Origin of the sequence: Ureibacillus galli, from assembly GCF_014836845.1 — a bacterium.
GTDB classification, from domain to species: Bacteria; Bacillota; Bacilli; order Bacillales_A; family Planococcaceae; genus Ureibacillus; species Ureibacillus galli.
The window spans coordinates 65,648-87,783 of the sequence record NZ_JACSQA010000012.1; the positions used below are offsets into that span (position 1 = coordinate 65,648).

The window sequence follows — 22,136 nt, forward strand, 5'->3', positions numbered from 1 at the left end:
TTGTATTTTTCCATTCATATAAATTAGGTGTTACAAAAAAGAAAGGAGGATCATATGTCATCACAGTATAAGTATTGGAAACCTTTTGTCGGACCCTTTGACCCATGTAAACCAATACGAGTCAAAAGTTATGCAACCCCTCCACAACTCTATATAACTTTTCAACCCGTTGGACTTCAACAATTTGAAACACCGCATCAGGCACTAATGCACGGTACACTTTGGCCACAATTATATAGTCCTTATCCTGATCCTATAAAGGGAGGAACTTCTAGTGCCTAAACAAATACCACCCGAATATTATCAATGTTTAGAAGAACTTCAAGCCATAGACTTTGTGTTAGTTGAACTAAACCTCTATTTAAATACTCATCCCCATGACTTTGAAGCAATTAAACAGTTTAATGAAACGGCTCAACGGAGTATGCAATTAAAAGTTGAATTTGAAAAAAGATTTGGTCCACTCATGCATTTCGGAAGAAGTTATTCAAATTATCCGTGGAATATTGATGACTCACCTTGGCCATGGCAAGTTTAATGAAAACCTTGAATACTCTGGAAAAGTATTTGAATACTTCGTCTATGAAAGTACCAATCATGAATAGGTTGTGAGGGGAGGAGTACGGCCATGTATTATTATGAAAAGAAATTGCAATATCCCGTGAGAGTTAGTACATGTAACCCGATGCTTGCAAAATTTTTAATTGAACAATATGGTGGTGCAGACGGTGAACTTGCTGCCGCCCTTCGTTACATGAACCAACGTTATACAATTCCTGATAAAGTAATAGGTGTACTTAATGATATTGCGACAGAAGAACTTTCCCACCTCGAGATGATTGCAACAATGGTTTATAAATTAACAAAAGATGCGACACCAGAACAAATGAAAGCAGCTGGATTAGGGGACCATTATGTAAATCATGACCGCGCGTTGTTCTATCATAATGCATCCGGTGTACCTTGGACTGCTTCTTATATCCAAGCAAAAGGCGATCCAATTGCCGATTTATACGAAGATATTGCCGCTGAAGAAAAGGCAAGGGCGACATATCAATGGATTATTGATCTTTCAGATGATCCGGATTTAAATGATGGTTTAAAGTTTTTAAGAGAAAGAGAAATTGTCCACTCCCTTCGTTTCAGAGAGGCAGTAGAAATATTAAAAGAAGAACAAGGGAAAAAGAGGTTTTTTTAAAGAAATATTGGCTGACCCAAAGAAGCCGCTTGGGTCAGTTTTTATTTTTTAAATCTTTCAGCCTATTCATGCTAAAGTAAGTGAAAATAATGTTGCTAATCTTACTATGAACATGAGAAGATAGTTTCTATGATTTATAGTAGAAAGATTGGTGAACATTTGTGAATTCAAAAGCTTTAGTATTAGGGCTTTTTACTGTTTTAATATGGGGATCTACCTTTGCTGCAAATAGTTTTAGTCTTCATGGCGGCTATTCAGCCGGACATTTAATTTTATTTCGTTTCATCATAGCTTCCATTATTTTTGCCCTCATCGCCTTCATACCAAAGATGAAATTTCGTTTACCGGAAAAAAGGGACATATGGAAAATTGCCCTCCTCGGATGGGTTGGAATTAGCGGCTATCATATTTGTGCTACCTTTGGACAACTTACGATTAGTGCGGGTACTGCGGGCATGCTCATTGGTTCAGGACCAATTTTTACAACGATTTTTGCGATATTGATTTTGAAAGAGCGTTTAAGTAAAGTAGGTTGGGTTGGATTAGCTTTTGGGTTTGTTGGCATCTCCCTCATTGCGTTAGGTTCTGGTAATACGACATTCGGTATTGCACCAGGTGTGTTTTTAACAATTTTTGCCGCTATTGCAACGTCCATCTTTTTTGTTTACCAAAAGCCATTATTTAAGAAATATACAGCTATTGAATTAACCGCCTATTTTACTTGGACTGGTACAATTCCATTTCTTATATTTGCCCCAGGTCTTTTCGAAACAATACAATCATCATCCATTGAAGTTAATTTGACTGCTATGTATATCGGAATATTCCCAACGGCTGTTGCCTATTTAACTTGGGCAATTGCTTTATCTCAAGCAAATGCAAGCTCAATTTCAAGCGTTCTCTATTTGGAACCGGTGATTGCCATCATTGTTGCTTGGATTTGGTTAAATGAACTACCTGCTTCCCTATCAATAATAGGTGGCCTTATTGCGATTTCAAGTGTATTAATTGTAAATTTCTACGGGAAGCGAAATCATCTCACACAGGATCACAATAATATAAAAACGATTCAATAAAAATAAAATTCCCGTGATGACTTTCTAATCATCACGGGTTTATTTAACTCCTCAAGTACGATTAACTGTTCCGAAACACAAGATAATTTAAAAATTGTTTTAAAAAATTCGTATTATGGGGAATTTCTTTTAAAGCATCTAAAGCGGAACAATATTGTTCCCACATTGCCTTTTTAGCACCGTCTATCCCTAAAATCGTTACAAAAGTAGACGTCTTATTTTCCACATCTTTTCCTACTGGCTTTCCTAATGTTATAGCATCACCTAAGCAATCTAATAAATCATCCTTTATTTGAAAAGCAATTCCTGCATGACGGGCGAATTTCTTCAAACTATTCATTTCCACTTCCGATGCATTCGCTAAAATAGCTGGCATTAATAAAGAAGCTTCAAATCCTAAACTAGTTTTATAAAAACTCATCGTATGAAGTTCTTCTAAAGTTAGCTGCCTTCCTTTGGACAGTAAATCCAACCCTTGACCTTTACACATATCTGCAGTCACCTGGGCAGAATAGCGAACCAATTCAAGAACATTACGCGTTTGGAAATCATGCAGTAAAGTTTGTTGCTCCATCGCCTTTTGGGTTAAAAATAAGCCAGTTAATTCTGCTATCGCAACATTATAAACTTCATGTACCGTTGGACGTCCTCTGCGAGTCGGGGCATCATCTTGGGAAGGTAGATCGTCAAAAATGAGCGAAGCAGTATGCATATATTCCAATGAGTTTAGAAGAGGAATGAGAGAGGTTTCTTTTAATCCGAACATTTCAACTCCTACAAACCAACTAATAATCGGCCTCAAACGTTTCCCTTCTCCTATTAAACTATAATTTGCTGCATCGATTATAAGATCCTCTTTTAGTAAAGATTGATCATCGGCTATTCGTAAATGTTGATTAATTTGCTCCTTCACATCTTTTATCGTTTCCTTAAAATAGTCCCTTTCCTTCCGCTCCCTCTTTAAACTATCTATCATCTGGTCCCGAAGTAGTTTATCAAAAAAGGCAACATCATCTGCCTTTTCAACCGCACTGTCTAACAATTCCTTTAACTTCGGAACATTTGCAGTAAACTGTTCTAGCACTTGACGATATTTCGTATATCCATGTTTTTCTTTAAAACGTTTTAAACCATTGATTGCACGTTTTAATATAATGTCCTTTGTTTTTGCATCGGAATGATAAACGTGATGAATTAAATTCGTTATAACCGCCCAATACATTTCAAATGGATTAATTAAATCCTTTCGCTCTTCGTGATGCTTCAAGTAGTAAGTATAGGGCGTCACAGCACCTATTTCCAAATCCTCAAACATATCTGCAAAGTCATCTGCCAATTGATTATAGATTCCATATAAAAATGTTCGCTGTTCAAACGCAGCATCTGTTTCCTGAGTAACAGATCTAGCAATCAATCTTGATGAAGAAGATTTTAAAATAATCGGTACATAGAGCTCCTCGTTAGAATAATTTGATGTATCTAAGCTTTTCCTACGGTCTACTTCTTGAGATTGGAAAAATACATAAGCTTGTTGGAAAAACTTATTGGACTTTTGATGGGATTGAATAAATTCGAAAGCTTCCTTGAGTTCCTGATGAATAAACTTCATGTATTCATAGGTTTCTTGTGACCAACTTTTTTCGTTTAAAGGTGGGACTACCCCTGTTAAAAGCGAGATTCGGATTAATTGTGCATATTGAGCTTTTTCATCTACAGACAGTAAATTGGAATCGAGAAGATCATCAATAAAAGGATAAGTTAAGCCATAGCAATAACCTAAGCGTATCGCTTTTTCTAATTTTGTAATACGTTCTATTGTAGGCACTTGATCATCCATGTCCTCCATTGTATGCATCAATACTCCAGCAATTATTTTAATTAGCTTTCGTTCAGCATTAATCACATCTAGCTTTTCCGGAATATTCGACGCAACATTATTTAATTTATTTAGGAGCCAATCAACTACAACTTCTATTTGTTCTTCTTTAGCCTTTCGGATAATCCAATCAAAGCTAAAAAACTGATTCTCATTATTTTTTGTAGATAAAAGGAGCTGTTCTTTTAATTGTTCTACTATCTGATCAATTTTGCATGCTGTATTTGGATCATCTAATGTTTTGCCTAAATCACGTAAATAAATGTACGAGATACTACGGTCTAAATAATCGTCTAATTTATTAGTATAATCTAGCCATTTAATAAAACGTATATCATCTTTAGAATTTGGTTTTCTTTTTTTAAGAGAGAAGTAAGTAAGGAGTTTAGAAGGATGAATATGATTTTTTCCCCACCAATGAAAATCATTAACTAAAGTCTCAATATAGGTCTTGTTCATAACTTGTTTATAAAGTAACTGAAAATACTGCCTTGCTTCATCTTCCGCCTGCTGATAATAGTGATCAGCATTAATCACATCATTTTTCATCTCTATTCACCTTTACCTTTAATCTCTTTGATGTTTTAAGGAAACATCAAGTCCTCCGAAAATCATGTTACTGCTCCCATCGATTGTCTTACTCAAATTGAACAATAACATCATGAAAGTTTATGAACATTGTATCAAACCTTTTAAATTGATAAATATCGGTGATAGTGATGGCATCTATGGCTTCAGATGAGGTTTGCGAAGTTATAGCTACCTATTAGGCATTTCGGAAATCAATGAGTTGCAGCTGAAATTTACGTTGCTAATACCGAAGAGGGATCCAATAGTGAATAAATGGATATTAATGAAGGAGGTATGATTTTTTTTAATGATTAGAGGCTCATTTAGATGAGCCTCTAATCTGATTTATTGTACATGATCAACCTGTCTTCTCCATATCATATGATGTTCTCCTTCACCCCAATAATCTTTTAATAAAATAGTCGGTGTTCCAAACTTATTTTCCCACATTTGTTGTGCCTCTTTATAACCGCTATCAAAGCAACATTCTTTAAACCCATTACGTTTCAACACTAGAAAAATTTCTTGTAAAAGCTTACTGCCAACACCTTGTTTCTGAAATTGAGGATGTACATATAAAGAACCAACTTCCGGTAAATGACGATATTCCCCATCTGTTTCCTGCAATATTAAATCACCAACAGGTCCATATCCGATGGAGGCGATAATTTGACTTTCAACTAGGGCTACTAAAAAATAACGTTTTTTACCATTCGTTAACACTGCTTCTTCTAAATATTTTTTCTTTGTCTCAATTTCCATCTCGATCTCTTCTTTTAAATGAGCGATTCCTTCTCTTTCAAAAGTATGGGTAATTACAAATCGATAGAATTCATGCAGATATTCCAGATCTTCTGAGTGGATTTCTCGAATGACAAGATTATTCAACTTGAACACCTCAAAGTTCCATTATTTTACTTTACTCTAATATCCCCATTATCAGATGTCAATTCTACCACTGTTTTCCCATTACCGAAGGTCGTTTCTTTATTGTCTTTACCGAAAACACTCACTTTACCATGATCCGTCTTTACATCGATAAAAACATTGGACGGTTCTTTCTTTGTTTCAATATTAATTGAACCGTTATCCGTTTTTAACTCCATTGCTTCCTCTAACACGTTAGTGTAAATCGAAATATCACCATTATCTGACTCGCCTTCAATTGTGCCGATACTATTTTTAATGATGATATCTCCATTATTCAATTCAGTAGTAATGACTTTACTCGTTATTTCCTCAAGAACCATATCTCCATTGTCTGCTTCGCCAATAAAATCTTCTACTTCCATCTTCTTTGCCTCGATATTTCCATTATCTGTTTCTCCGATAAAGTTCTCTACTTTCACATTTTCTACTAAAATATCCCCGTTATCAGTCGTTGCATTAATTTCTTTTAACTCTTTTTCCGGTAACAATACATTAACGGTTGGTGTATCCGCAAAAAAATTAAAGAAGAATTTTTTATACCATTTTCGATCAACATCGATTTTTAATGTATTTCCCCTTACGTCTACATCAAGTTTATAACGATTTTTTTCATTATTCATTAGTTGAACTGTCGTTGTATCACTATTTGTAGGTTGGATATTTATGTGCACATTATCAGAGTCAACTTCGACATGAGTATAATCTTTACTCATTTTTACTTCATCTTCCGAATTTCGATTTGAAAAAACATTAAACAAAACGACCGCCACAATGGCAATTAATAAAATACCAATCGCAAATTTTTTATTCAAAATATTCTTCTTCCCTTCCTCTTTCATCACTTTAACTTTATGATACCGGATTAATCGAAAGAAAATAGTGACCCTAAACTGTAATTTTTTCTAAGTCTTAAGACGTAGCATCGTGTAATGACATCAACATATTTTCTATTCAATTGAACATCCTAAAGAAAATGGGTTTTAAGGAGTGTCTTCCATGAAATTATTTCAAGTTCGAAAGGGACAATTTGTTTATTATGAAAATGAATTGCATAGAGTTTATGCTGTAAAACCAATGTATAAAAAATCCGTTCATTTAATTCGACTTCGCGATTTAACACAACATTTATCTAGTGCAGCTGAAGTTGAACGATATCAACCGAAAGAATTAGATAGTTTTATTTTCAATAAAAAAGTTTATACCCTTTCAAAGGATAGGAGAGCCGAAGTCGGGGATTATATATTAATTACAAACCCTACCCCAGATTATTTAGATCACTATTCTTTAAATGAAATTGAAGTTGTTGCAACCGTTGAAAATAAAGGCGTTATTACAAATAATTCGAACGGAATTCGTCACCATGAATATTTATTAATGGTGCCAGGACGACATGAAAAAAGTAATCCGATTGAATATCGCGATAAAGGAAGTAATGAAGATATTCCCCTTAATGGTAATGAATCAGAGAATATCGGAGTTGATGACCTCCTTCCAATAATAGGGGATGTGTATAAAAAGAATGATAAAGAAACTACCTTAGAAGCAATGGTCATCGGTATTGAAGGTAGTTCGGTTTTTCTCGGCAACGGACAAAGCCTACATCAAGATGAATTAATGGATACAGAAAAGTGGCTTTTTCTTTATCATTTAGGTGACAAATAATTTTGTTCCTTACTCACTATATGAACATACATCAAGAAGTAAACGGAGGATTTTCATGATTGGAAAGCTAAAAGAAAATAGCGTCTTTATTATTTCCTTAATACTCACATTACTCTTTATCATTTGGGGAGTTTTTTTCACCGAAAACTTAACGAAGGTTACGAATATTATTTATAACGGAACAATTAATAATTTAGGATGGGTCTATATTGGAGCTACCTTCTTCTTCGTTGTTTTTTCCATCTATTTACTTTTTTCAAAATTTGGTCATATTAGGCTCGGAAAAGCAACAGATCGTCCCGATTTTAAAACACCTTCCTGGCTTGCTATGTTATTTGGAGCTGGTATGGGGATTGGGATTGTCTATTGGAGTGTGGCTGAGCCAGTAACCCACTTTACAACCCCTCCCTTCGGTGAAGGATATACGATTGATGCCGCAAATACGGCCATGTCTTATACGTTTTTTCACTGGGGACTTCATCCATGGGCCATTTACACAGTTATCGGTTTAGCCCTTGCCTTCTTTCAATATAATAAAAGACTACCGGCAGCAATTAGTTCTGTTTTTTATCCAATACTCGGTGACCGCATACATGGTCCTTTAGGGAAAACGATTGATATTCTTTCCGTCTTTGCGACAGTTTTTGGTATTGCAACCTCCCTTGGACTAGGCGCCTTACAAGTAACGGCCGGTATGCATTCTATTTTTAATGTCCCAAATACATTACTTGTTCAAATCATCGTTATTGTCGTTGCTACAATTATTTTCCTTATTTCCATTAATACAGGTTTAGAAAAAGGGATTCAATATTTATCAAACGGTGCGATGATAATATCTTTTGCCATTTTATTATTGTTATTAATTGTTGGTCCTACATTAACCATTATTAAAGTATTTTTTAATACAACAGGGATGTACCTTAACGACTTTATACAAATGAGTTTACGATTAAAACCGTTTGGCGAGGGAGAATGGATTGCGAGTTGGACGTTATTCTATTGGGCATGGTGGATTGCTTGGGCTCCGTTTGTCGGCATGTTTATTGCCCGTATTTCAAGGGGAAGAACAATTAAAGAGTTTGTGATTGGCGTACTGATTGTTCCGACTCTTGGAACATGTATTTGGATGTCCATCTTTGGTGGCTCTGCACTAGATATGGTTGTCCATTCTGACAATCATGCATTAGCAGAATATATTGCAGATAATGTGTCTTTAGCGATTTTCACTTTCTTTGAACACTTACCTTTAAGTTCATTTTTAAGCATATTAGGCTTTGCCCTTGTTGCGATTTATTACGTCACAGTTGCTGATACAGCAACCTTCGTCTTAGGGATGTTAAGTGAGGGCGGTACTTTAAACCCTTCCAATAAAATTAAAATGACTTGGGGGATTATCCAATCAGCGGTTGCTTCAGTACTACTCATCTCTGGTGGATTAGAAGTATTACAAACCGCATCCATTGTAGCCGCTTTACCGTTTGCTATTATTATGTTGTTTATGTCCTATTCATTACTGAAGGGGTTAACAGGCGAATTAGATGTTCAACGAAGGAAATCAAGGGTTAAAAACAATGTATAAACAAAAAGCTGTCCAAATGAACCCATTTGGACAGCTTTTTGTTTATTCTGGTCTACCGGCTGCTTCCCAACGACTAATTTCCTCTCTAACGATTGGAGCAACTTCTTTTCCTAAAAGTTCAATTGCTTTCATCACATCTTTATGGGGCATTGAACCTACTGGGCAGTGTAACATGAAACGAGTTATACCTACTTTTTTACGAAGGAAGATAATTTTCTCAGCTACCGTTTGAGGATCACCAACATATAATGCTCCTTCCAAACTACGGGCGTAATCAAACGTTTCACGGGTATATTGGCCCCATCCGCGTTCCCTACCTAACACGTTCATCGCTCTTTGCGTCGGTGGGAAGAATTTTTCTACCGCTAGATTTGTACTTTCAGCGATAAAACCATGGGAATGGGAAGCAACTGTTAACTTAGAAATATCATGTCCCGCTTCTTCTGCAGCTCTATAATATAATTTCACATGGTTCGCAAACTGTAATGGACTTCCACCTATAATAGCTAGAACTAATGGTAAGCCAAGTGCACCTGCCCGAACAACCGATTGAGGTGTTCCACCACTTGCAATCCAAACCGGTAATGGATCTTGGACAGGTCGAGGATAAACGCCTCGATTGACGATATCAGGGCGATGTTTGCCACTCCAATTGATAATTTCTTGATCTCTTATTTGTAGTAATAAATCTAATTTTTCTTCGTATAATTCATCGTAATCTTTCAAATCATAGCCAAATAAAGGGAAGGATTCAATAAACGAACCACGACCTGCCATAATTTCAGCCCGTCCACCGGAAATGGCATCAACCGTTGAAAACTCTTGGAATACCCTTACAGGATCATCGGATGATAAAACCGTAACCGCACTCGTTAACCGAATATTTTTAGTTTGGGAAGCTGCAGCTGCAAGTAAAACTGCCGGAGCAGAACAAGCATAATCTTTTCGATGATGTTCTCCCACACCAAATACATCTAATCCGACTTCATCTGCTAATACTATTTCTTCTACAACTTCTCTTATACGCTCTGCATGGCTGATTACTTTCCCTGTATTCACATCAGGTGTTGTTTCTACGAAGGTTGTTAAACCGATTTCCATTTATTCCACTCCTCTAAGTACTTATACGTCCATTCGAAAGTAAAGTTATTTTAATCTAATCCGACTTCATCATACATGAGAAAAGGATTCTGTTTCAATTTTCCGGATTTTAGAGTAGATTCTCCAATGGAAATTCAGTGCTATACCGTAAATACTTTGTTTTAAATTCTTCCATCGAACAAGGTTTCCCAAAGTAAAATCCTTGTATATAATGGCAGTTCTGTTCAATCAAATAGTCTAATTCTTCTTTTGTTTCAACCCCTTCTGCAATCACTTCCAATTTAAGATGCTGAGCCATCTTAATCATCGCCGTTGTTATACTTGCGTTTTCCGATTCAGAAGAGATATTTTGAATAAATGACCGATCGATTTTCACTCCATCCAAGTTAAAGGTTTTTAAATAATTAAAGGAGGAATAGCCTGTCCCAAAATCATCAATATAAATTTTAACTCCTAAGTCTTTTAATTCCCTCAATGTATGAAGTACATTTTCTTCATTCCTCATAATGGAGTTTTCTGTAATCTCAATTTCTAACCATTTGCCCTCCAATTGAAACTCTTCCAGTAAATGACGAATTTCTTGTGAAAATTCCTTTTGTAAAAACCGCCTTGAACTTATATTTACACTAATCGGAATGATTGGCGTGCCTTCTTCTCTCCACTTTACTAACTGTTTACAAACTTCTCTTTTCATCCATTTCCCTAACGGAATGATTAAACCGGTTTCTTCTGCCATCGGAATAAAATCTCGAGGAGATACAAGTCCAAGTTGAGGATGTTTCCAACGGATTAATGCTTCCGCGCTTATCACTTTCCCCGTTAAAGCGTCCACTTTCGGTTGCAAATAAGCAATAAATTCATTTTGCCTAATTGCTTTACGTAAATCTCTTTCTAAAATGAAAGATTGATAGTTTCGTTTATTCATCGAGTGATCATAAACTTGATACATATTACGCCCATGCTCTTTCGCACTATATAAGGCAATATCCGCTTTTTTCATTAAATTTACAACGTCACTTCCAGTCGTTGGATAAAAACTAATGCCAATACTAGCGGTTATTAAAAGTTCCAAATCTTCAATATAAATAGGATTTGTTAAACTTTGCAAAAACGTTTTAGCCAATTGTAAAACGGATGCTTCCGAGTCGACATCCGTACATAAAATTAAAAATTCATCGCCACCCATTCGAGCAGCAAACTGTTTCCCATAAGTGATATTTTCCAATATTCGCTTACCGATTTCTTTTAATAGCTGATCCCCTATAAAATGTCCTAATGTATCATTAATGAGTTTAAAACGATCTAAATCAATGAACATCACCGCAAGCTTTTTATTCGTTAACTCTGCTTCTTTTAAACAATCTTTAATCTTTTGCTCTATCCATCTCCTATTTGAAAGGGTTGTTAACTCATCGTGGTGAGCTAAATAGGCATTTAAATCTTGTATTCTCCTTTGTTCCGTTATATCTTTTCCTATTAAGTAAGCGCCTACAATATTATTGTCTACAATAATCGGAAAAAAGGTGGCGCTAAAAAACATCTTTCCATTATGTTTCGATAAAACATCCAACTCAAAGTTTTTAAAATTCCCCATTAGAGCTTGATCTAAAAACTCCTTTAAGGTAGGTACATATTTATCCATAAGACTTTCTTTTAACTTCATAAAATTGATTGTTTTAGATGTTAAATCAAAGAGTTCCTTCGCTTTATGGTTCATATTAATAATTTGGCCGTACTGATTAAAAATAATAAGATATTCTTGACTATAATTTAGTAATGAATTAATTTGCTCTTGATTCATTTGAAGTTCCTTTTGAGTCGATCTTAGTTCTGAAATATCTAGCACTGTTCCGAGGATTTCGGTCACATCATTGCCTTTTTTAATTGGTGTAATATCGACAAATACCCACTTCCCATTTAGATCAATTTCATAATTTACCCGTTCACCTTGAAATGCCTTCTCATAATGATATTGTTTGATATTCCCAATTTCTTCAGTAAAAACTTCATGGGGGGAATGATTTAGTATAATCTCTTCACTTGCTCCGATTTCCTCCATTAACTTTCCAATGGCAACTGTATATAAGAATTTCCCATCATCACTCTTTTTCATAGTAAAAATACCGTTTTGAATATTCTTCAATGTTTGAATAAAATTAATTTTTGCATCTACCAATTCTTTTTTATTTTGTTCTTGCGTGCTTCGATTGTTGTCTTCCATATTAACTAAATCACCACTTTGTTTGTCCATAGTTGCCCCACCAAATTTTTGAATTATTAATTATTTTAATAATACTTATTTTCATTACTAAAGTCACACTATAATTTTGTTGAAATTTCCTTCAAATTTATGAAAAAAGTGACCATTTTCAATGGCCACTTTCAATAATATGAGAAAAACAGAGTAAACGATTTAACTTTCTGCTTTTTTCACTTTATTTATTAAATACTCTACGAACACGTCGTCCCTCGCTAACCATGCTTCATAGTTTCTTTTTAAGAAATGTTCACATTCACGATAAGTTGAAAAAGTTTGCTCTAATTTTACATCATTTTTTTCAATTGCCCACTGTTCATTTTTTCTGGATAGTAGGAAAATATCTTCTTGTCGATTTTGATATAGGGAACCAAATTCAGATTCCTTTACATTATACCGATTTCTTTTAGCATCTTCGTGAAGGGGCTCTAAATGGAACGTATCTAAAACAAAATGTTTATATGCTTCTTCTGTCATTGAACTACCAGAAGCTTTTTGGTGACCACCACCGCCGTAATATCCAGCAATTTCCGAGACATCCACATCATCTCTTATCGTCCGGAAAGAAATTCTTTTCCCTCCCATATTTAAGATGGCGATATAGTCAAGATGGGTATGTTCCTTTGCTAACTCATTTCCTACTTCAGAATGATAAGACTCAGCATAAACAACCCCTGCGTAAAACTTCCCAACGAGCGCTTGCACAATCTCTCTTTTTTTCCTTCTAATATAGCGTTCAATTTTATCTTCTTCCATACCAAGCAATTTCTTTTCGAAGTCATCGAAGTCAAAATGGTCGCTTGATCGAAGACGTTCGATCATTTTCAGTTCAAATTCATCAATGGATACGAGAAAAAAGAGGGAATTTAGAGAATGTGCTTTATGATTTTGATTCTTTTCCCATTCCCATGTATCATATTGTCTTACTAGCTCAACAAATTCAGCGATTGCATCGCTTTCTTCTAAATGTTGGTGATAAACAAGATATTGATAAAATAAAGAAGTAGCGGAGGTTAATTTTCCACTTCCCTCCTCCTCTACAACAACGTAACCCCAATCATAATCATTTAAATGTAAAGCGGTTTTATGATGATCGATTAACTGGATATTTCCATGTTCTTTGTAAAAACTCGTTAAACGTTTTTCGTTTTCTTCATTGGGAGACAAGTCAGTAATAAGTAAAAATGTATCCGTTGAATCATTTTCTAAAAAGTATTCAATTTCCCTATTAAGAGAAGAGACAGAATTATATCTCACCTTCACATCCTGACCAAAAGCAAGCTTCGCTAAAATACCACAACCTACCCCATCCAAATCGTTATGAGACAATAATTTATACATTTCACTTCACCTCAAAAGGTAGTATGGATATTTGCATGCTATTTCATGATTTTCCTAAAACAAATTTCATTTTAAAAACCTATGTAATTTATATGAATAGTTCTGTTGTCATTGACCTCTTTTCATCTTTTTCATAAACTACTATGAACCAATATATTGAAGGAGGTCTAGGAATGACAAAAAACAGAAATCGTAATACATCTCGTTATCCTGACCAAATTCAACAGGAAAAAATTGATGATCTTAAAACCGATATTTTTATTGCAAAACTAGGTGCTATTGGTGGACTTATTTCAACAATAGGTGGCATTATTTCTACTACTGCCTCATTCCTTGCAGTTCAAGACTTACTAAATGACCTGGAAGAAATTAAAAGTGAAGTAATTACTAATACGGCTAATGGCAGTAAGAATATCGGAAATAATCCCGATGTCGATAAAAGAATCGAAAATTTAGAAAGACAAATGCAATATTTGATTCAGGAATTTCAAAATATGAAACGGAAGTAAAAAACTCCACACAAGCATTTACTTATGTGGAGAAATAAAAATTATTTTAGCAAATATTTACCGAAACCATCCGTGCCCTCTCCAATATATTGAATCGCGCTACCTTCAGGGATGAAATCAACTGCCTTCTTTGATGTTTCAAAAATAACCTTTGAATTTAAAGGAAGTTTTGCAAATTTCCAGTTCCCATCTGCGGATGGATCGATTGTTTTGTTTTGAATGATATAGTCAATAATCGCTTGACGATTCTCATCTGGATAAACTTCTACATAGGATGCATTTCGCACTCCTGGGAATGTCCCATTCGCACGGTAATTGTTTGTTGCAACAATGAACTCCTGTTCTAAATCAATAGGTTCTCCATTGTATTGTAAATTGACAATACGACTTGCTTCTGGGTGAACCAGATTTCCATTTGGATCATATTTTGCAGGTTGGGTTACATCAATTTCATAAGTTACGCCATCAATTACATCGTAATTGTAAGATCGGAAATTTGTATTAATCAACTGTTGCTCATCCGTACTGCTCGAATCAATTTGATTAAATTGACCTGCTGACATTTCAAGCCACTCTTTCACATCGGCACCTGTTACTTTTAGGATTGCTAGCGTATTATCATATAAATATAAATCAGCTACATTTTTAATCGCCAGTTCTCCCCTTGGAACAAATGTGTAGTATTCCGGATCACTGCGTGTACCCGCTTTAAATGGTGCACCTGCAGATAATACTGGAAGATTTTCAAATTCCGTTCCTTTTATTTTTTCCTTCACATAAAGACTTTGTGCATCTGTTACAATTTGAATTGATGGGTCATCCAACACTTGAGAGAAATAACTATGAATATTCGCTGTTGTTTCCCCTACCGGTTGTCGAACATAATTAATTGTTCCATCGTGTGCTTCTTTTACAGCTGCCGCTACGTCTTGATCTACATCAGATGAATCAGTCGCAATTTTGCGAACTTCCCCGGTACCTTCAACAACTTTCCAATCCCGACCTTTTTTCTCCAATGTTAAATCAATTACACCTAAATGACTTCCGTATTTACCTGGCATTACTACAGGAACTCCATTCATTGTTCCTTCTTCCATATTGACACCTGTTAATGATTCATCCACATTTCCAGGAAATACTTGGTGAGCATGACCTGAAATGATAGCATCGACACCTTTTACTTTCGATAACAGATAAGTAACGTCTTCTTCCCCTTCTGTATGTGTCATATCACCCATTCCAGAGTGGGAAAGAACGACTATCACATCTGCTCCTTCTTTTTCCATATCAGAAACAACGTTTTCAACAGCATGTACTGAGTCGTCTACTGTTACTTGTCCAAGCAAGTGGGACTTATCCCAATTCAAAATTTGAGGTGGAACAATACCTGTCACACCTACTTTAACCGTTGATATTTTTCCTTTTGCATCCACTACTTCTTTTTCAATCATGACATAAGGCGTATACATATAATCACCAGTACTTGCATCACGCACATTTGCATTCACAAAAGGGAAGTTCGCATCATCATAAACTTCATCTAAATAATCTAACCCATAGTTAAATTCATGGTTGCCAAGAGTAGAAGCATCATAATCTAACAGTTCCATTGCTGTAATAGATGGATGCTCTTCCCCATCTTCTAAAATATCCACGGATTGTTTATAAGAACCTAATGGAGTTCCTTGTATCGCATCACCATTATCGAATAATAATGTATTACGATTTTCTTTACGCGCTTCTTTAATTAGTGTAGCTGTTTTGACGAGACCTAAACTGTTAGATTCAGTATCTTTATAGTAATCATAGTTCATTAGATTTGTATGAATATCTGATGTCCCCAAAATGCGTAGATCAACGGTTGTTTTATATTCCTCTAAAAAGCGATTTAAAATTTGGTTTAATTGATATTCAGAAATCACATTTTTCGGTTTTAACGTTTTATCTCCATAACCATTTAAAAAACCTAATTCAATTGCTGTTGCGAATTCATCACGATTTTCTTTTTTAATAGAATGATAATCTTTATATTTCTTTAAACCATCCTCAGAGTATGTTTTGTCGTCATCTAACATATGAACAAGACTGACGATAGCTTCCTCTAGGGTCATTTTTTCCTCTGGAGCAAAACGATTATTCGTCTTTCCTTCGATGAGTTGTAATTCAATCGCTTTCTCAATATACGGTTTTAAAGAATCTGGAACATCTTTAAAGTGAACCGTTTTTCCTGAACCTAATTCTACATCCATAGCTTCAATAACTGTTTTTACATACTCGCCACGTGTTACCTCATCCACTTTTTTAGCACTTGCTTGTTCAATATTTGTCATACCGGCAACAGCTATCGATAAAGCTAAGGCAGAGGCGGAAACCTTCTTCCACATTAAACTCATCTCCCATTTATAAGACTTTTCAAACAATTAAATAATACCAAAAAGTAAGATTTAAATATACTTATTTATAAATTTTTAACAGTTTTATAATATTGTTTGATCTAGTAATGGTAGTCTCAAAATGGTTATTTTAATATGTATTATTTTTAAAGGCTGACACAAAAAATGAAAGTTTTTTTGTATCAGCCCTCAATCACTTTTATTATTGACCAGAACGTCCTTTTAATTGTGATTCTGCCATTTGAACAAGACGTTTTGTTATCTCTCCACCAACTGAACCATTAGCGCGTGAAGCATCTTCCGGTCCAAGGTTTACACCAAATTCTTGAGCGATTTCGTATTTCATTTGATCCATTGCAGCTTGTGCACCTGGAAATAGTAACTTATTTGAACTTCTATTAGAAGCCATTTCCTTCACCTCCTTATGCTATTAGAATGTTCCAGGAGACTTATTTAATACTGAGATAAATCATTCCACCAAAGTATCAATTTCCCTCGTATACCCACGGTTATTTCGAAATTTTTTATATAAATTTACATATAAATAAGTTCAAATGAAAAGAATATAGTACAAATAACATTATGATGTCTCTTTTTAATTCGTTTTATAACGAAATTTTTAAGTGTACTCTTTGACAAGAAAATGATAAAAAGAGAACGTTCAATTTTTAACAGATTTCATTCAAAATAATGATAAATTATTTACCAAATTGAAGGTCATGAATGCAAAAAATAACAGTAAAAGTATTGCATTCTTTTCTAGAAACATGTATGATTTTAATAATTAAATATTCACTTATTTCAATTACCTTTTGAAGTAAGGATAGAGGAGCAAAGACCATCAGTACACAGTAAGAGGATAATGAGATCCTAAGACGATTGTGGAAAGGGGAATTTGCCGAAGCTTTTGAGAGCCTCATTATCTCGAAGCTGGTTCTGTTATTGAACAAATGCAGGACTGTCATATAGGTTTCTATATGGAGGGCTATCTTACGCAAAGAAATGAATTTAATTTCTAAGCAACAACGATCCCTCGTTGTTGCTTTTTTGCGTTTACTTAACTTAACGCCCTTCTCCCTCTATTTTTCTAAAAAAATATAAGGATGTGGAGAAGTAATGAATTTCGGAAAAATTTTAACTGCTATGGTAACTCCTTTTAATGAACAGGAAGAAATTGATTGGAACGCTACTGAAAACTTAATTAATTATTTACTTGCTAACGGTACGGATGCTTTAGTTATTTCAGGTACAACTGGAGAATCTCCAACGTTAACGGAAGATGAGAAAGTAGAATTATTTAAGTTTACAGTAAAAGTTGTTGATGGAAGAGTTCCTGTTATCGCAGGTACTGGATCTTATAATACGAGAGCATCTATTGAATTAACAAAACAAGCTGAAAATGTTGGTGTTGATGGTATTATGCTAGTCACTCCATACTATAACAAACCTTCCCAAGAAGGTTTATATCAGCATTTCAAAGCAATTGCAGAAGAGACATCTTTACCAATCATACTGTACAATGTTCCTGGTCGCAGCATCGTTAGTCTTTCTGTTGAAACGATTGTGCGCCTTTCAGCGATACCAAATATTGTTGCGATTAAAGAAGCTAGTGGAAATTTAGATGCAATGACTGAAATTATCGAAAAAACTCCAGGGAATTTTTCATTATATAGTGGTGATGACGGCTTAACACTACCTGTCTTATCGATTGGAGGAGCAGGTGTCATTTCAGTTGCATCCCATATTGTCGGCCAAGAAATGCAAGCAATGATTAAAAAATTCCTTATCGGGAACATTAACGAAGCAGCAAAGGATCATCGTAAATTATTGCCTATTATGAAAGCATTATTTGCTACTCCTAATCCAACTTCAGTAAAAGCAGCTTTAAATTTAAACGGAATTCCAGTAGGCGGTGTTCGTTTACCAATGGTACCATTAAACAAATTCGAGCTTAAAGCATTGGAAAATATTTTAAATACGTTAAATCCGTTAAATGTACAACATAAAATCCTTTCTTAAACGATATTGGTAAATTATTTAAGAGATCGTCTTCTAAATCGACGATCTCTTTTCTATTACATATGATTTAACTTCCCTTCCATCTATTTACTTTTTGACAGAAGTTTGAGTAACATGTCTGTTATTAGAATTATGTACCAAATATAACACCTTCCTCCATTCCTTCCTATATTTTCTATCAAAATATTTCACAGTGTATTCCCATGCAAAGCAATCTGAAGAAAATATACTTTTAACAACAGAAAAACAAATAGTACATTCCCTATTATTAATGGAAGTAATCCCTCCATTCTAATGGGAGTAAAATACGGCGAACTTATTAAAAATAAAAAAAGGCACTGTAAATAAACAGTGCGATGAACATTCATTATTCCTCTTTAATAAACCGTACTTCATCATATCCACAAGACTTACAAACCATTAAATGGGGACAAATTTGATCTTTTGCCGTATTAGGATAACCATCTCCCATTTTGACCGTTTCTTCATCATTATAGTGTCCATAAGGATCCAAATAATCAGACACTTTCCCTGAATCCTCTAATGTCGTATGACATTTTGGGCAATTTACTTCTAACGTTTTTAATGAATTACATAAAGGACATATCGCCATTCGTATCACTCCTTTGCATTATAGTATCCATATTTTTGCTAATACTATGTAAACGCACCTTAAATAGAAACCCATTTTGAATAACATGACATTTTCTAAATGAAATTGGGCAATCTAAAGGACAGCTTAAAGTAATGGAGGAAATCAGGATGAAAAAGGAAGAGAAACTAAATGAAGAAGCTGCATTAAATAACAACTTAGACTCGGCTACTTTAAGAGCGAACATGGAAATTGCTAAAGAACACGTACAAGCAAAAGCAACAAAAACTGCAACTCAAAAAAAGAATAATACAAAACGGTTCTAACTTCATTTCGAAGAAGGTAACAATAAACTTTGTTTATGTTGCCTTTTTATTTTATGCGAAAAGATATAGTGAGTTAAAATCGGTATTACATTTATAAACCCATAGCATTTAATTATGTAATTTATTTAGTTCGATCCATAGTATTGTTTTAAATAACCGTTTCCCTTATATGAATCCCCATAAGATATTAACTATCATTGATAAAAGAGGATTTAACCCGCTCCGAAATAGCATTGGAAAATGTGTTAGTATTTTAAGAGATTGAAAATTCAATAAAAGGGGTGTTCGTTGATGAATACATACAAAATCGCTGTTATTCCGGGGGATGGTATTGGAAAAGAAGTCGTTCCAGCAGCTATCGAAGTATTGGATAGTATTGCAAAGTTGGACGGCAACTTCAAGTTCGAATGGACTTATTTTCCTTGGGGTTGTGATTACTATTTAGAACATGGTGAAATGATGCCTGGGGATGGTTTAGAAACATTAAAACAATATGATCAAATTTTTTTAGGGGCGGTCGGTATGCCCGAACTTGTACCTGATCATATTTCACTTTGGGGTCTTCTTATTAAAATACGCCGTGGAATGAAACAGTCCATTAATGTGCGACCCGCAAAACTGTTAGCTGGATTACAATCCCCATTAAAGAATCCACAAAACTTTGATATTACTGTTGTTAGGGAAAACTCAGAAGGTGAATATTCGGACAGCGGAGGTCGTATTCATACTGGCGAAGATGAAATCGCTATTCAAAATGCAATCTTCACTAGAAAAAGGACAGAACGCGCTATGCGTTACGCCTTTGAATTAGCAAAAAGTTCCCGCAAACACGTAACAAGTGCGACGAAGTCCAACGGTCTAACTTATTCTATGCCGTTCTGGGATGAAGTTTTTAACGTAGTCAAAAAGGATTACCCTGAAATTGATACGTCTGTTCAGCATATTGATGCTTTAGCTGCTTTCTTTGTCATGAAGCCACAAGCATTTGATATAATTGTAGCTTCTAATTTATTCGGAGATATTCTAACTGACCTTGGTGGAGCGATTATGGGTAGTATTGGTATTGCTCCAGCTGCGAATTTAAATATCGAACGGGAATATCCATCTATGTTCGAACCTGTACATGGTTCTGCCCCTGATATTGCAGGTCTTGGTATCGCAAATCCTATTGGGCAGATTTGGACAGGTAAAATGATGCTAGATTTCTTAGGACATTATCATGCTGGTACGCGAATTTTAACCGCTATTGAAAAAACCCTATCTTCTGGTGTGAAAACGGGGGATTTAGGTGGAACAGCCACACTTGAAGAAGTGAAAAATACTGTCATCAACTATTTATAATGAAAATCATCCTAATTCATTTATGGATTGGGATGTTTTATTTTCCGAAACACTTTTATAGTCTAAAAGGTAGATAATGGATTCAAAAAACATCCCCTTTTAGGTAGTGTATTCATCCGAAATTAGTAATAGGTTTATCTCCCTCGCTATTATACGATTTACCTAAGACATGAAAGCGCTATCTTTCGTGTAAAATTAAAGGAGGATTGAAGATGAAAGCACTAGTCATAGAAGATGTTCAAAAGGCGGTTGTTAAAGAAGTACCAGTTCCGGAAATCGATAAAGAAGGCATTTTAATTAAAACAATGGCAAATGGTGTTTGTAGAAGTGACTGGCACGTTTGGGTGGGGGATCAAGGAATCGTTCAACCCATCATTGGACATGAGTTTTGCGGCATTGTCGAAGAAGTAGGTAGTGATGTGAAAAACTTCAAACGTGGAGATCGGGTTATCGTTCCCTTCTCAGGAAGTGACGGAGTTTGTCCCCACTGTTTAGCAGGGAATACCCATTTATGTGATTCTTTTATTGTCCCTGGAACAGCCTACCAAGGTGGTTATGGTGAATATGTAGCTGTTCCAAAAGGTGATCGCAACGTCATTCTGATGCCTGACAACTTAAGCTTTACCGATGCTGCATCATTAGGATGTCGTTTCATGACTGCTTATCATGGAATAATTGATCGAGTTCACGTATTACCAGGAGAAAAAGTTGTCGTCTATGGATGTGGTGGAATTGGACTTTCCGCTATTCATATTGCTTCCTCCTTAGGTGCTTATGTGATCGGGGTAGATATTAATGATGACAATTTAGCATTAGCGAAAAAACTTGGAGCAGATTACACGATTAACAGTACTAATACGGATCCCGTAGAAGCAGTTATGGAGATTACGAAAGGTGGTGCAGATGTTTCCGTTGACGCCCTTGGTATTACCCAAACATGTGTCAATGGGATTAACAGTTTAAGAAAAGGTGGTCGCCATCTTCAAGTAGGAGTAACGACGAAAAAAGAAGGTGGCTTCATTTCCATTCCGATTGATGAAATGGTCATTGCTGAAAAATCCTTTATTACTACCCTTGGTATGCCAGCTTCCCGTTTCGATTCCCTTTTATCGCAAGTTGCCCTCGGTAAATTACAACCAGGGAAAATGGTAAATCGGGAAATTAAACTTTCAGAAGTAGAAGGAATTTTCCAAGACATGACGAATTTTGCTACGACAGGAACATTCATCGTAACGGATTATTCATAAATACGGTTAGACTATCTGTCATTTACAGATGGTCTTTTTATATTTTGTTTCCTCATACTGTTCGTACATTTTAGCAATTGATATCAAAAATTTTCCGTTCATTTTATGTAAGATGAAAT

At 35.2% G+C, this 22,136-nt stretch carries 20 protein-coding genes and 1 riboswitch; of the genes, 11 read left to right on the forward strand and 9 right to left on the reverse strand.

The genetic code is table 11. The features are described from left to right. Positions 1–54: 54 nt before the first annotated feature. The 4 genes from H9636_RS09675 to H9636_RS09690 all read left to right on the forward strand — a co-directional run bounded on the left by H9636_RS09675 (position 55) and on the right by H9636_RS09690 (position 2,274). Complete coding sequence (locus H9636_RS09675; RefSeq protein ID WP_191707409.1) at positions 55–282, forward strand: spore coat associated protein CotJA; 228 nt, start codon at positions 55–57, stop codon at positions 280–282. Continuing rightward, positions 275–538 (forward strand): spore coat protein CotJB, encoded by a 264-nt coding sequence (locus tag H9636_RS09680; RefSeq protein WP_191707410.1) that lies wholly within the window; start codon positions 275–277, stop codon positions 536–538. The genes H9636_RS09675 and H9636_RS09680 overlap by 8 nt, the downstream gene beginning before the upstream one ends. A 90-nt stretch (positions 539–628) precedes the next feature. Next, positions 629–1,198, forward strand: a complete 570-nt coding sequence (locus tag H9636_RS09685; RefSeq protein WP_191707411.1) for a manganese catalase family protein — start codon at positions 629–631, stop codon at positions 1,196–1,198. A 161-nt stretch (positions 1,199–1,359) separates the two neighbouring features. Further along, the gene (locus H9636_RS09690; RefSeq protein WP_191707412.1) at positions 1,360–2,274 is read left to right on the forward strand and encodes a DMT family transporter; all 915 of its coding nucleotides are present in this window, start codon (positions 1,360–1,362) and stop codon (positions 2,272–2,274) included. 61 nt (positions 2,275–2,335) lie between these two features. On the opposite strand, the gene H9636_RS09695 is transcribed toward H9636_RS09690, so the two are convergent. The 3 genes from H9636_RS09695 to H9636_RS09705 all read right to left on the reverse strand — a co-directional run bounded on the left by H9636_RS09695 (position 2,336) and on the right by H9636_RS09705 (position 6,462). After that, the gene (locus tag H9636_RS09695) at positions 2,336–4,699 is read right to left on the reverse strand and encodes a polyprenyl synthetase family protein (protein ID WP_191707413.1); all 2,364 of its coding nucleotides are present in this window, start codon (positions 4,697–4,699) and stop codon (positions 2,336–2,338) included. A 366-nt stretch (positions 4,700–5,065) separates the two neighbouring features. Beyond that, positions 5,066–5,608 carry a GNAT family N-acetyltransferase gene (locus tag H9636_RS09700; RefSeq protein WP_191707414.1) on the reverse strand — a complete coding sequence of 181 codons (543 nt, stop codon included), beginning with the start codon at positions 5,606–5,608 and terminating at the stop codon, positions 5,066–5,068. Positions 5,609–5,634: 26 nt separating this feature from the next. Further along, complete coding sequence (locus tag H9636_RS09705) at positions 5,635–6,462, reverse strand: DUF4097 family beta strand repeat-containing protein (protein ID WP_191707415.1); 828 nt, start codon at positions 6,460–6,462, stop codon at positions 5,635–5,637. Positions 6,463–6,646: 184 nt separating this feature from the next. Between H9636_RS09705 and H9636_RS09710 the strand changes: the two genes are divergently transcribed. Further along, the gene (locus H9636_RS09710) at positions 6,647–7,312 is read left to right on the forward strand and encodes a hypothetical protein (protein WP_191707416.1); all 666 of its coding nucleotides are present in this window, start codon (positions 6,647–6,649) and stop codon (positions 7,310–7,312) included. A gap of 55 nt (positions 7,313–7,367) precedes the next feature. Next, complete coding sequence (locus H9636_RS09715; protein WP_191707417.1) at positions 7,368–8,891, forward strand: glycine betaine uptake BCCT transporter; 1,524 nt, start codon at positions 7,368–7,370, stop codon at positions 8,889–8,891. 42 nt (positions 8,892–8,933) lie between these two features. On the opposite strand, the gene H9636_RS09720 is transcribed toward H9636_RS09715, so the two are convergent. The 3 genes from H9636_RS09720 to H9636_RS09730 form a co-directional block, all read right to left on the reverse strand. After that, positions 8,934–9,992, reverse strand: coding sequence for an LLM class flavin-dependent oxidoreductase (locus tag H9636_RS09720; RefSeq protein ID WP_191707418.1), 1,059 nt, complete (start codon positions 9,990–9,992; stop codon positions 8,934–8,936). Between the two features lie 109 nt (positions 9,993–10,101). Further along, positions 10,102–12,243: a bifunctional diguanylate cyclase/phosphodiesterase gene (locus tag H9636_RS09725; RefSeq protein ID WP_191707419.1), complete on the reverse strand. Its 2,142-nt coding sequence runs from the start codon at positions 12,241–12,243 to the stop codon at positions 10,102–10,104. A 162-nt stretch (positions 12,244–12,405) separates the two neighbouring features. Beyond that, the gene (locus tag H9636_RS09730; protein WP_191707420.1) at positions 12,406–13,590 is read right to left on the reverse strand and encodes a DHH family phosphoesterase; all 1,185 of its coding nucleotides are present in this window, start codon (positions 13,588–13,590) and stop codon (positions 12,406–12,408) included. 173 nt (positions 13,591–13,763) lie between these two features. Between H9636_RS09730 and H9636_RS09735 the strand changes: the two genes are divergently transcribed. Next, entirely contained in the window at positions 13,764–14,099 is a 336-nt protein-coding gene (locus H9636_RS09735; protein WP_191707421.1) for a hypothetical protein, read from the forward strand. Positions 14,100–14,140: 41 nt separating this feature from the next. On the opposite strand, the gene H9636_RS09740 is transcribed toward H9636_RS09735, so the two are convergent. Together H9636_RS09740 and H9636_RS09745 are read right to left on the reverse strand one after the other, a co-directional pair. Then, positions 14,141–16,483: a bifunctional 2',3'-cyclic-nucleotide 2'-phosphodiesterase/3'-nucleotidase gene (locus H9636_RS09740; protein WP_191707422.1), complete on the reverse strand. Its 2,343-nt coding sequence runs from the start codon at positions 16,481–16,483 to the stop codon at positions 14,141–14,143. 211 nt (positions 16,484–16,694) lie between these two features. Further along, on the reverse strand, positions 16,695–16,901 hold the full coding sequence (locus H9636_RS09745) for an alpha/beta-type small acid-soluble spore protein (protein WP_122971499.1): 207 nt from the start codon (positions 16,899–16,901) through the stop codon (positions 16,695–16,697). Between the two features lie 407 nt (positions 16,902–17,308). Next, positions 17,309–17,488: riboswitch (Lysine riboswitch) on the forward strand. Between the two features lie 120 nt (positions 17,489–17,608). Here H9636_RS09745 and dapA point away from each other — a divergent pair. After that, the gene (gene dapA / locus H9636_RS09750) at positions 17,609–18,511 is read left to right on the forward strand and encodes a 4-hydroxy-tetrahydrodipicolinate synthase (RefSeq protein ID WP_191707423.1); all 903 of its coding nucleotides are present in this window, start codon (positions 17,609–17,611) and stop codon (positions 18,509–18,511) included. A 367-nt stretch (positions 18,512–18,878) separates the two neighbouring features. On the opposite strand, the gene H9636_RS09755 is transcribed toward dapA, so the two are convergent. After that, a complete protein-coding gene (locus H9636_RS09755) occupies positions 18,879–19,124 on the reverse strand; it encodes a hypothetical protein (RefSeq protein WP_122971497.1) in 246 nt (81 codons plus the stop codon). 149 nt (positions 19,125–19,273) lie between these two features. Here H9636_RS09755 and H9636_RS09760 point away from each other — a divergent pair, with 149 nt between their 5' ends. The 3 genes from H9636_RS09760 (at position 19,274) to H9636_RS09770 (ending at position 22,017) form a co-directional block, all read left to right on the forward strand. After that, positions 19,274–19,429, forward strand: a complete 156-nt coding sequence (locus tag H9636_RS09760) for a hypothetical protein (RefSeq protein WP_191707424.1) — start codon at positions 19,274–19,276, stop codon at positions 19,427–19,429. Between the two features lie 291 nt (positions 19,430–19,720). Further along, on the forward strand, positions 19,721–20,770 hold the full coding sequence (locus H9636_RS09765; RefSeq protein WP_318241014.1) for a tartrate dehydrogenase: 1,050 nt from the start codon (positions 19,721–19,723) through the stop codon (positions 20,768–20,770). 212 nt (positions 20,771–20,982) lie between these two features. Next, positions 20,983–22,017, forward strand: coding sequence for a zinc-binding dehydrogenase (locus tag H9636_RS09770; protein ID WP_191707426.1), 1,035 nt, complete (start codon positions 20,983–20,985; stop codon positions 22,015–22,017). Positions 22,018–22,136 lie beyond the last annotated feature (119 nt).

Bases quoted from the DNA above. Each gene is read 5' to 3' on its own strand.
- H9636_RS09745 (WP_122971499.1), bottom strand. From the start codon at position 16,901: ATGGCTTCTAATAGAAGTTCAAATAAGTTACTATTTCCAGGTGCACAA.
- dapA (WP_191707423.1), top strand. From the start codon at position 17,609: ATGAATTTCGGAAAAATTTTAACTGCTATGGTAACTCCTTTTAATGAA.
- H9636_RS09715 (WP_191707417.1), top strand. From the start codon at position 7,368: ATGATTGGAAAGCTAAAAGAAAATAGCGTCTTTATTATTTCCTTAATA.
- H9636_RS09740 (WP_191707422.1), bottom strand. From the start codon at position 16,483: ATGTGGAAGAAGGTTTCCGCCTCTGCCTTAGCTTTATCGATAGCTGTT.
- H9636_RS09755 (WP_122971497.1), bottom strand. From the start codon at position 19,124: ATGGCGATATGTCCTTTATGTAATTCATTAAAAACGTTAGAAGTAAAT.
- H9636_RS09730 (WP_191707420.1), bottom strand. From the start codon at position 13,590: ATGTATAAATTATTGTCTCATAACGATTTGGATGGGGTAGGTTGTGGT.
- H9636_RS09720 (WP_191707418.1), bottom strand. From the start codon at position 9,992: ATGGAAATCGGTTTAACAACCTTCGTAGAAACAACACCTGATGTGAAT.
- H9636_RS09685 (WP_191707411.1), top strand. From the start codon at position 629: ATGTATTATTATGAAAAGAAATTGCAATATCCCGTGAGAGTTAGTACA.
- H9636_RS09725 (WP_191707419.1), bottom strand. From the start codon at position 12,243: ATGGACAAACAAAGTGGTGATTTAGTTAATATGGAAGACAACAATCGA.
- H9636_RS09760 (WP_191707424.1), top strand. From the start codon at position 19,274: ATGAAAAAGGAAGAGAAACTAAATGAAGAAGCTGCATTAAATAACAAC.
- H9636_RS09765 (WP_318241014.1), top strand. From the start codon at position 19,721: ATGAATACATACAAAATCGCTGTTATTCCGGGGGATGGTATTGGAAAA.
- H9636_RS09710 (WP_191707416.1), top strand. From the start codon at position 6,647: ATGAAATTATTTCAAGTTCGAAAGGGACAATTTGTTTATTATGAAAAT.
- H9636_RS09675 (WP_191707409.1), top strand. From the start codon at position 55: ATGTCATCACAGTATAAGTATTGGAAACCTTTTGTCGGACCCTTTGAC.
- H9636_RS09735 (WP_191707421.1), top strand. From the start codon at position 13,764: ATGACAAAAAACAGAAATCGTAATACATCTCGTTATCCTGACCAAATT.
- H9636_RS09695 (WP_191707413.1), bottom strand. From the start codon at position 4,699: ATGAAAAATGATGTGATTAATGCTGATCACTATTATCAGCAGGCGGAA.
- H9636_RS09770 (WP_191707426.1), top strand. From the start codon at position 20,983: ATGAAAGCACTAGTCATAGAAGATGTTCAAAAGGCGGTTGTTAAAGAA.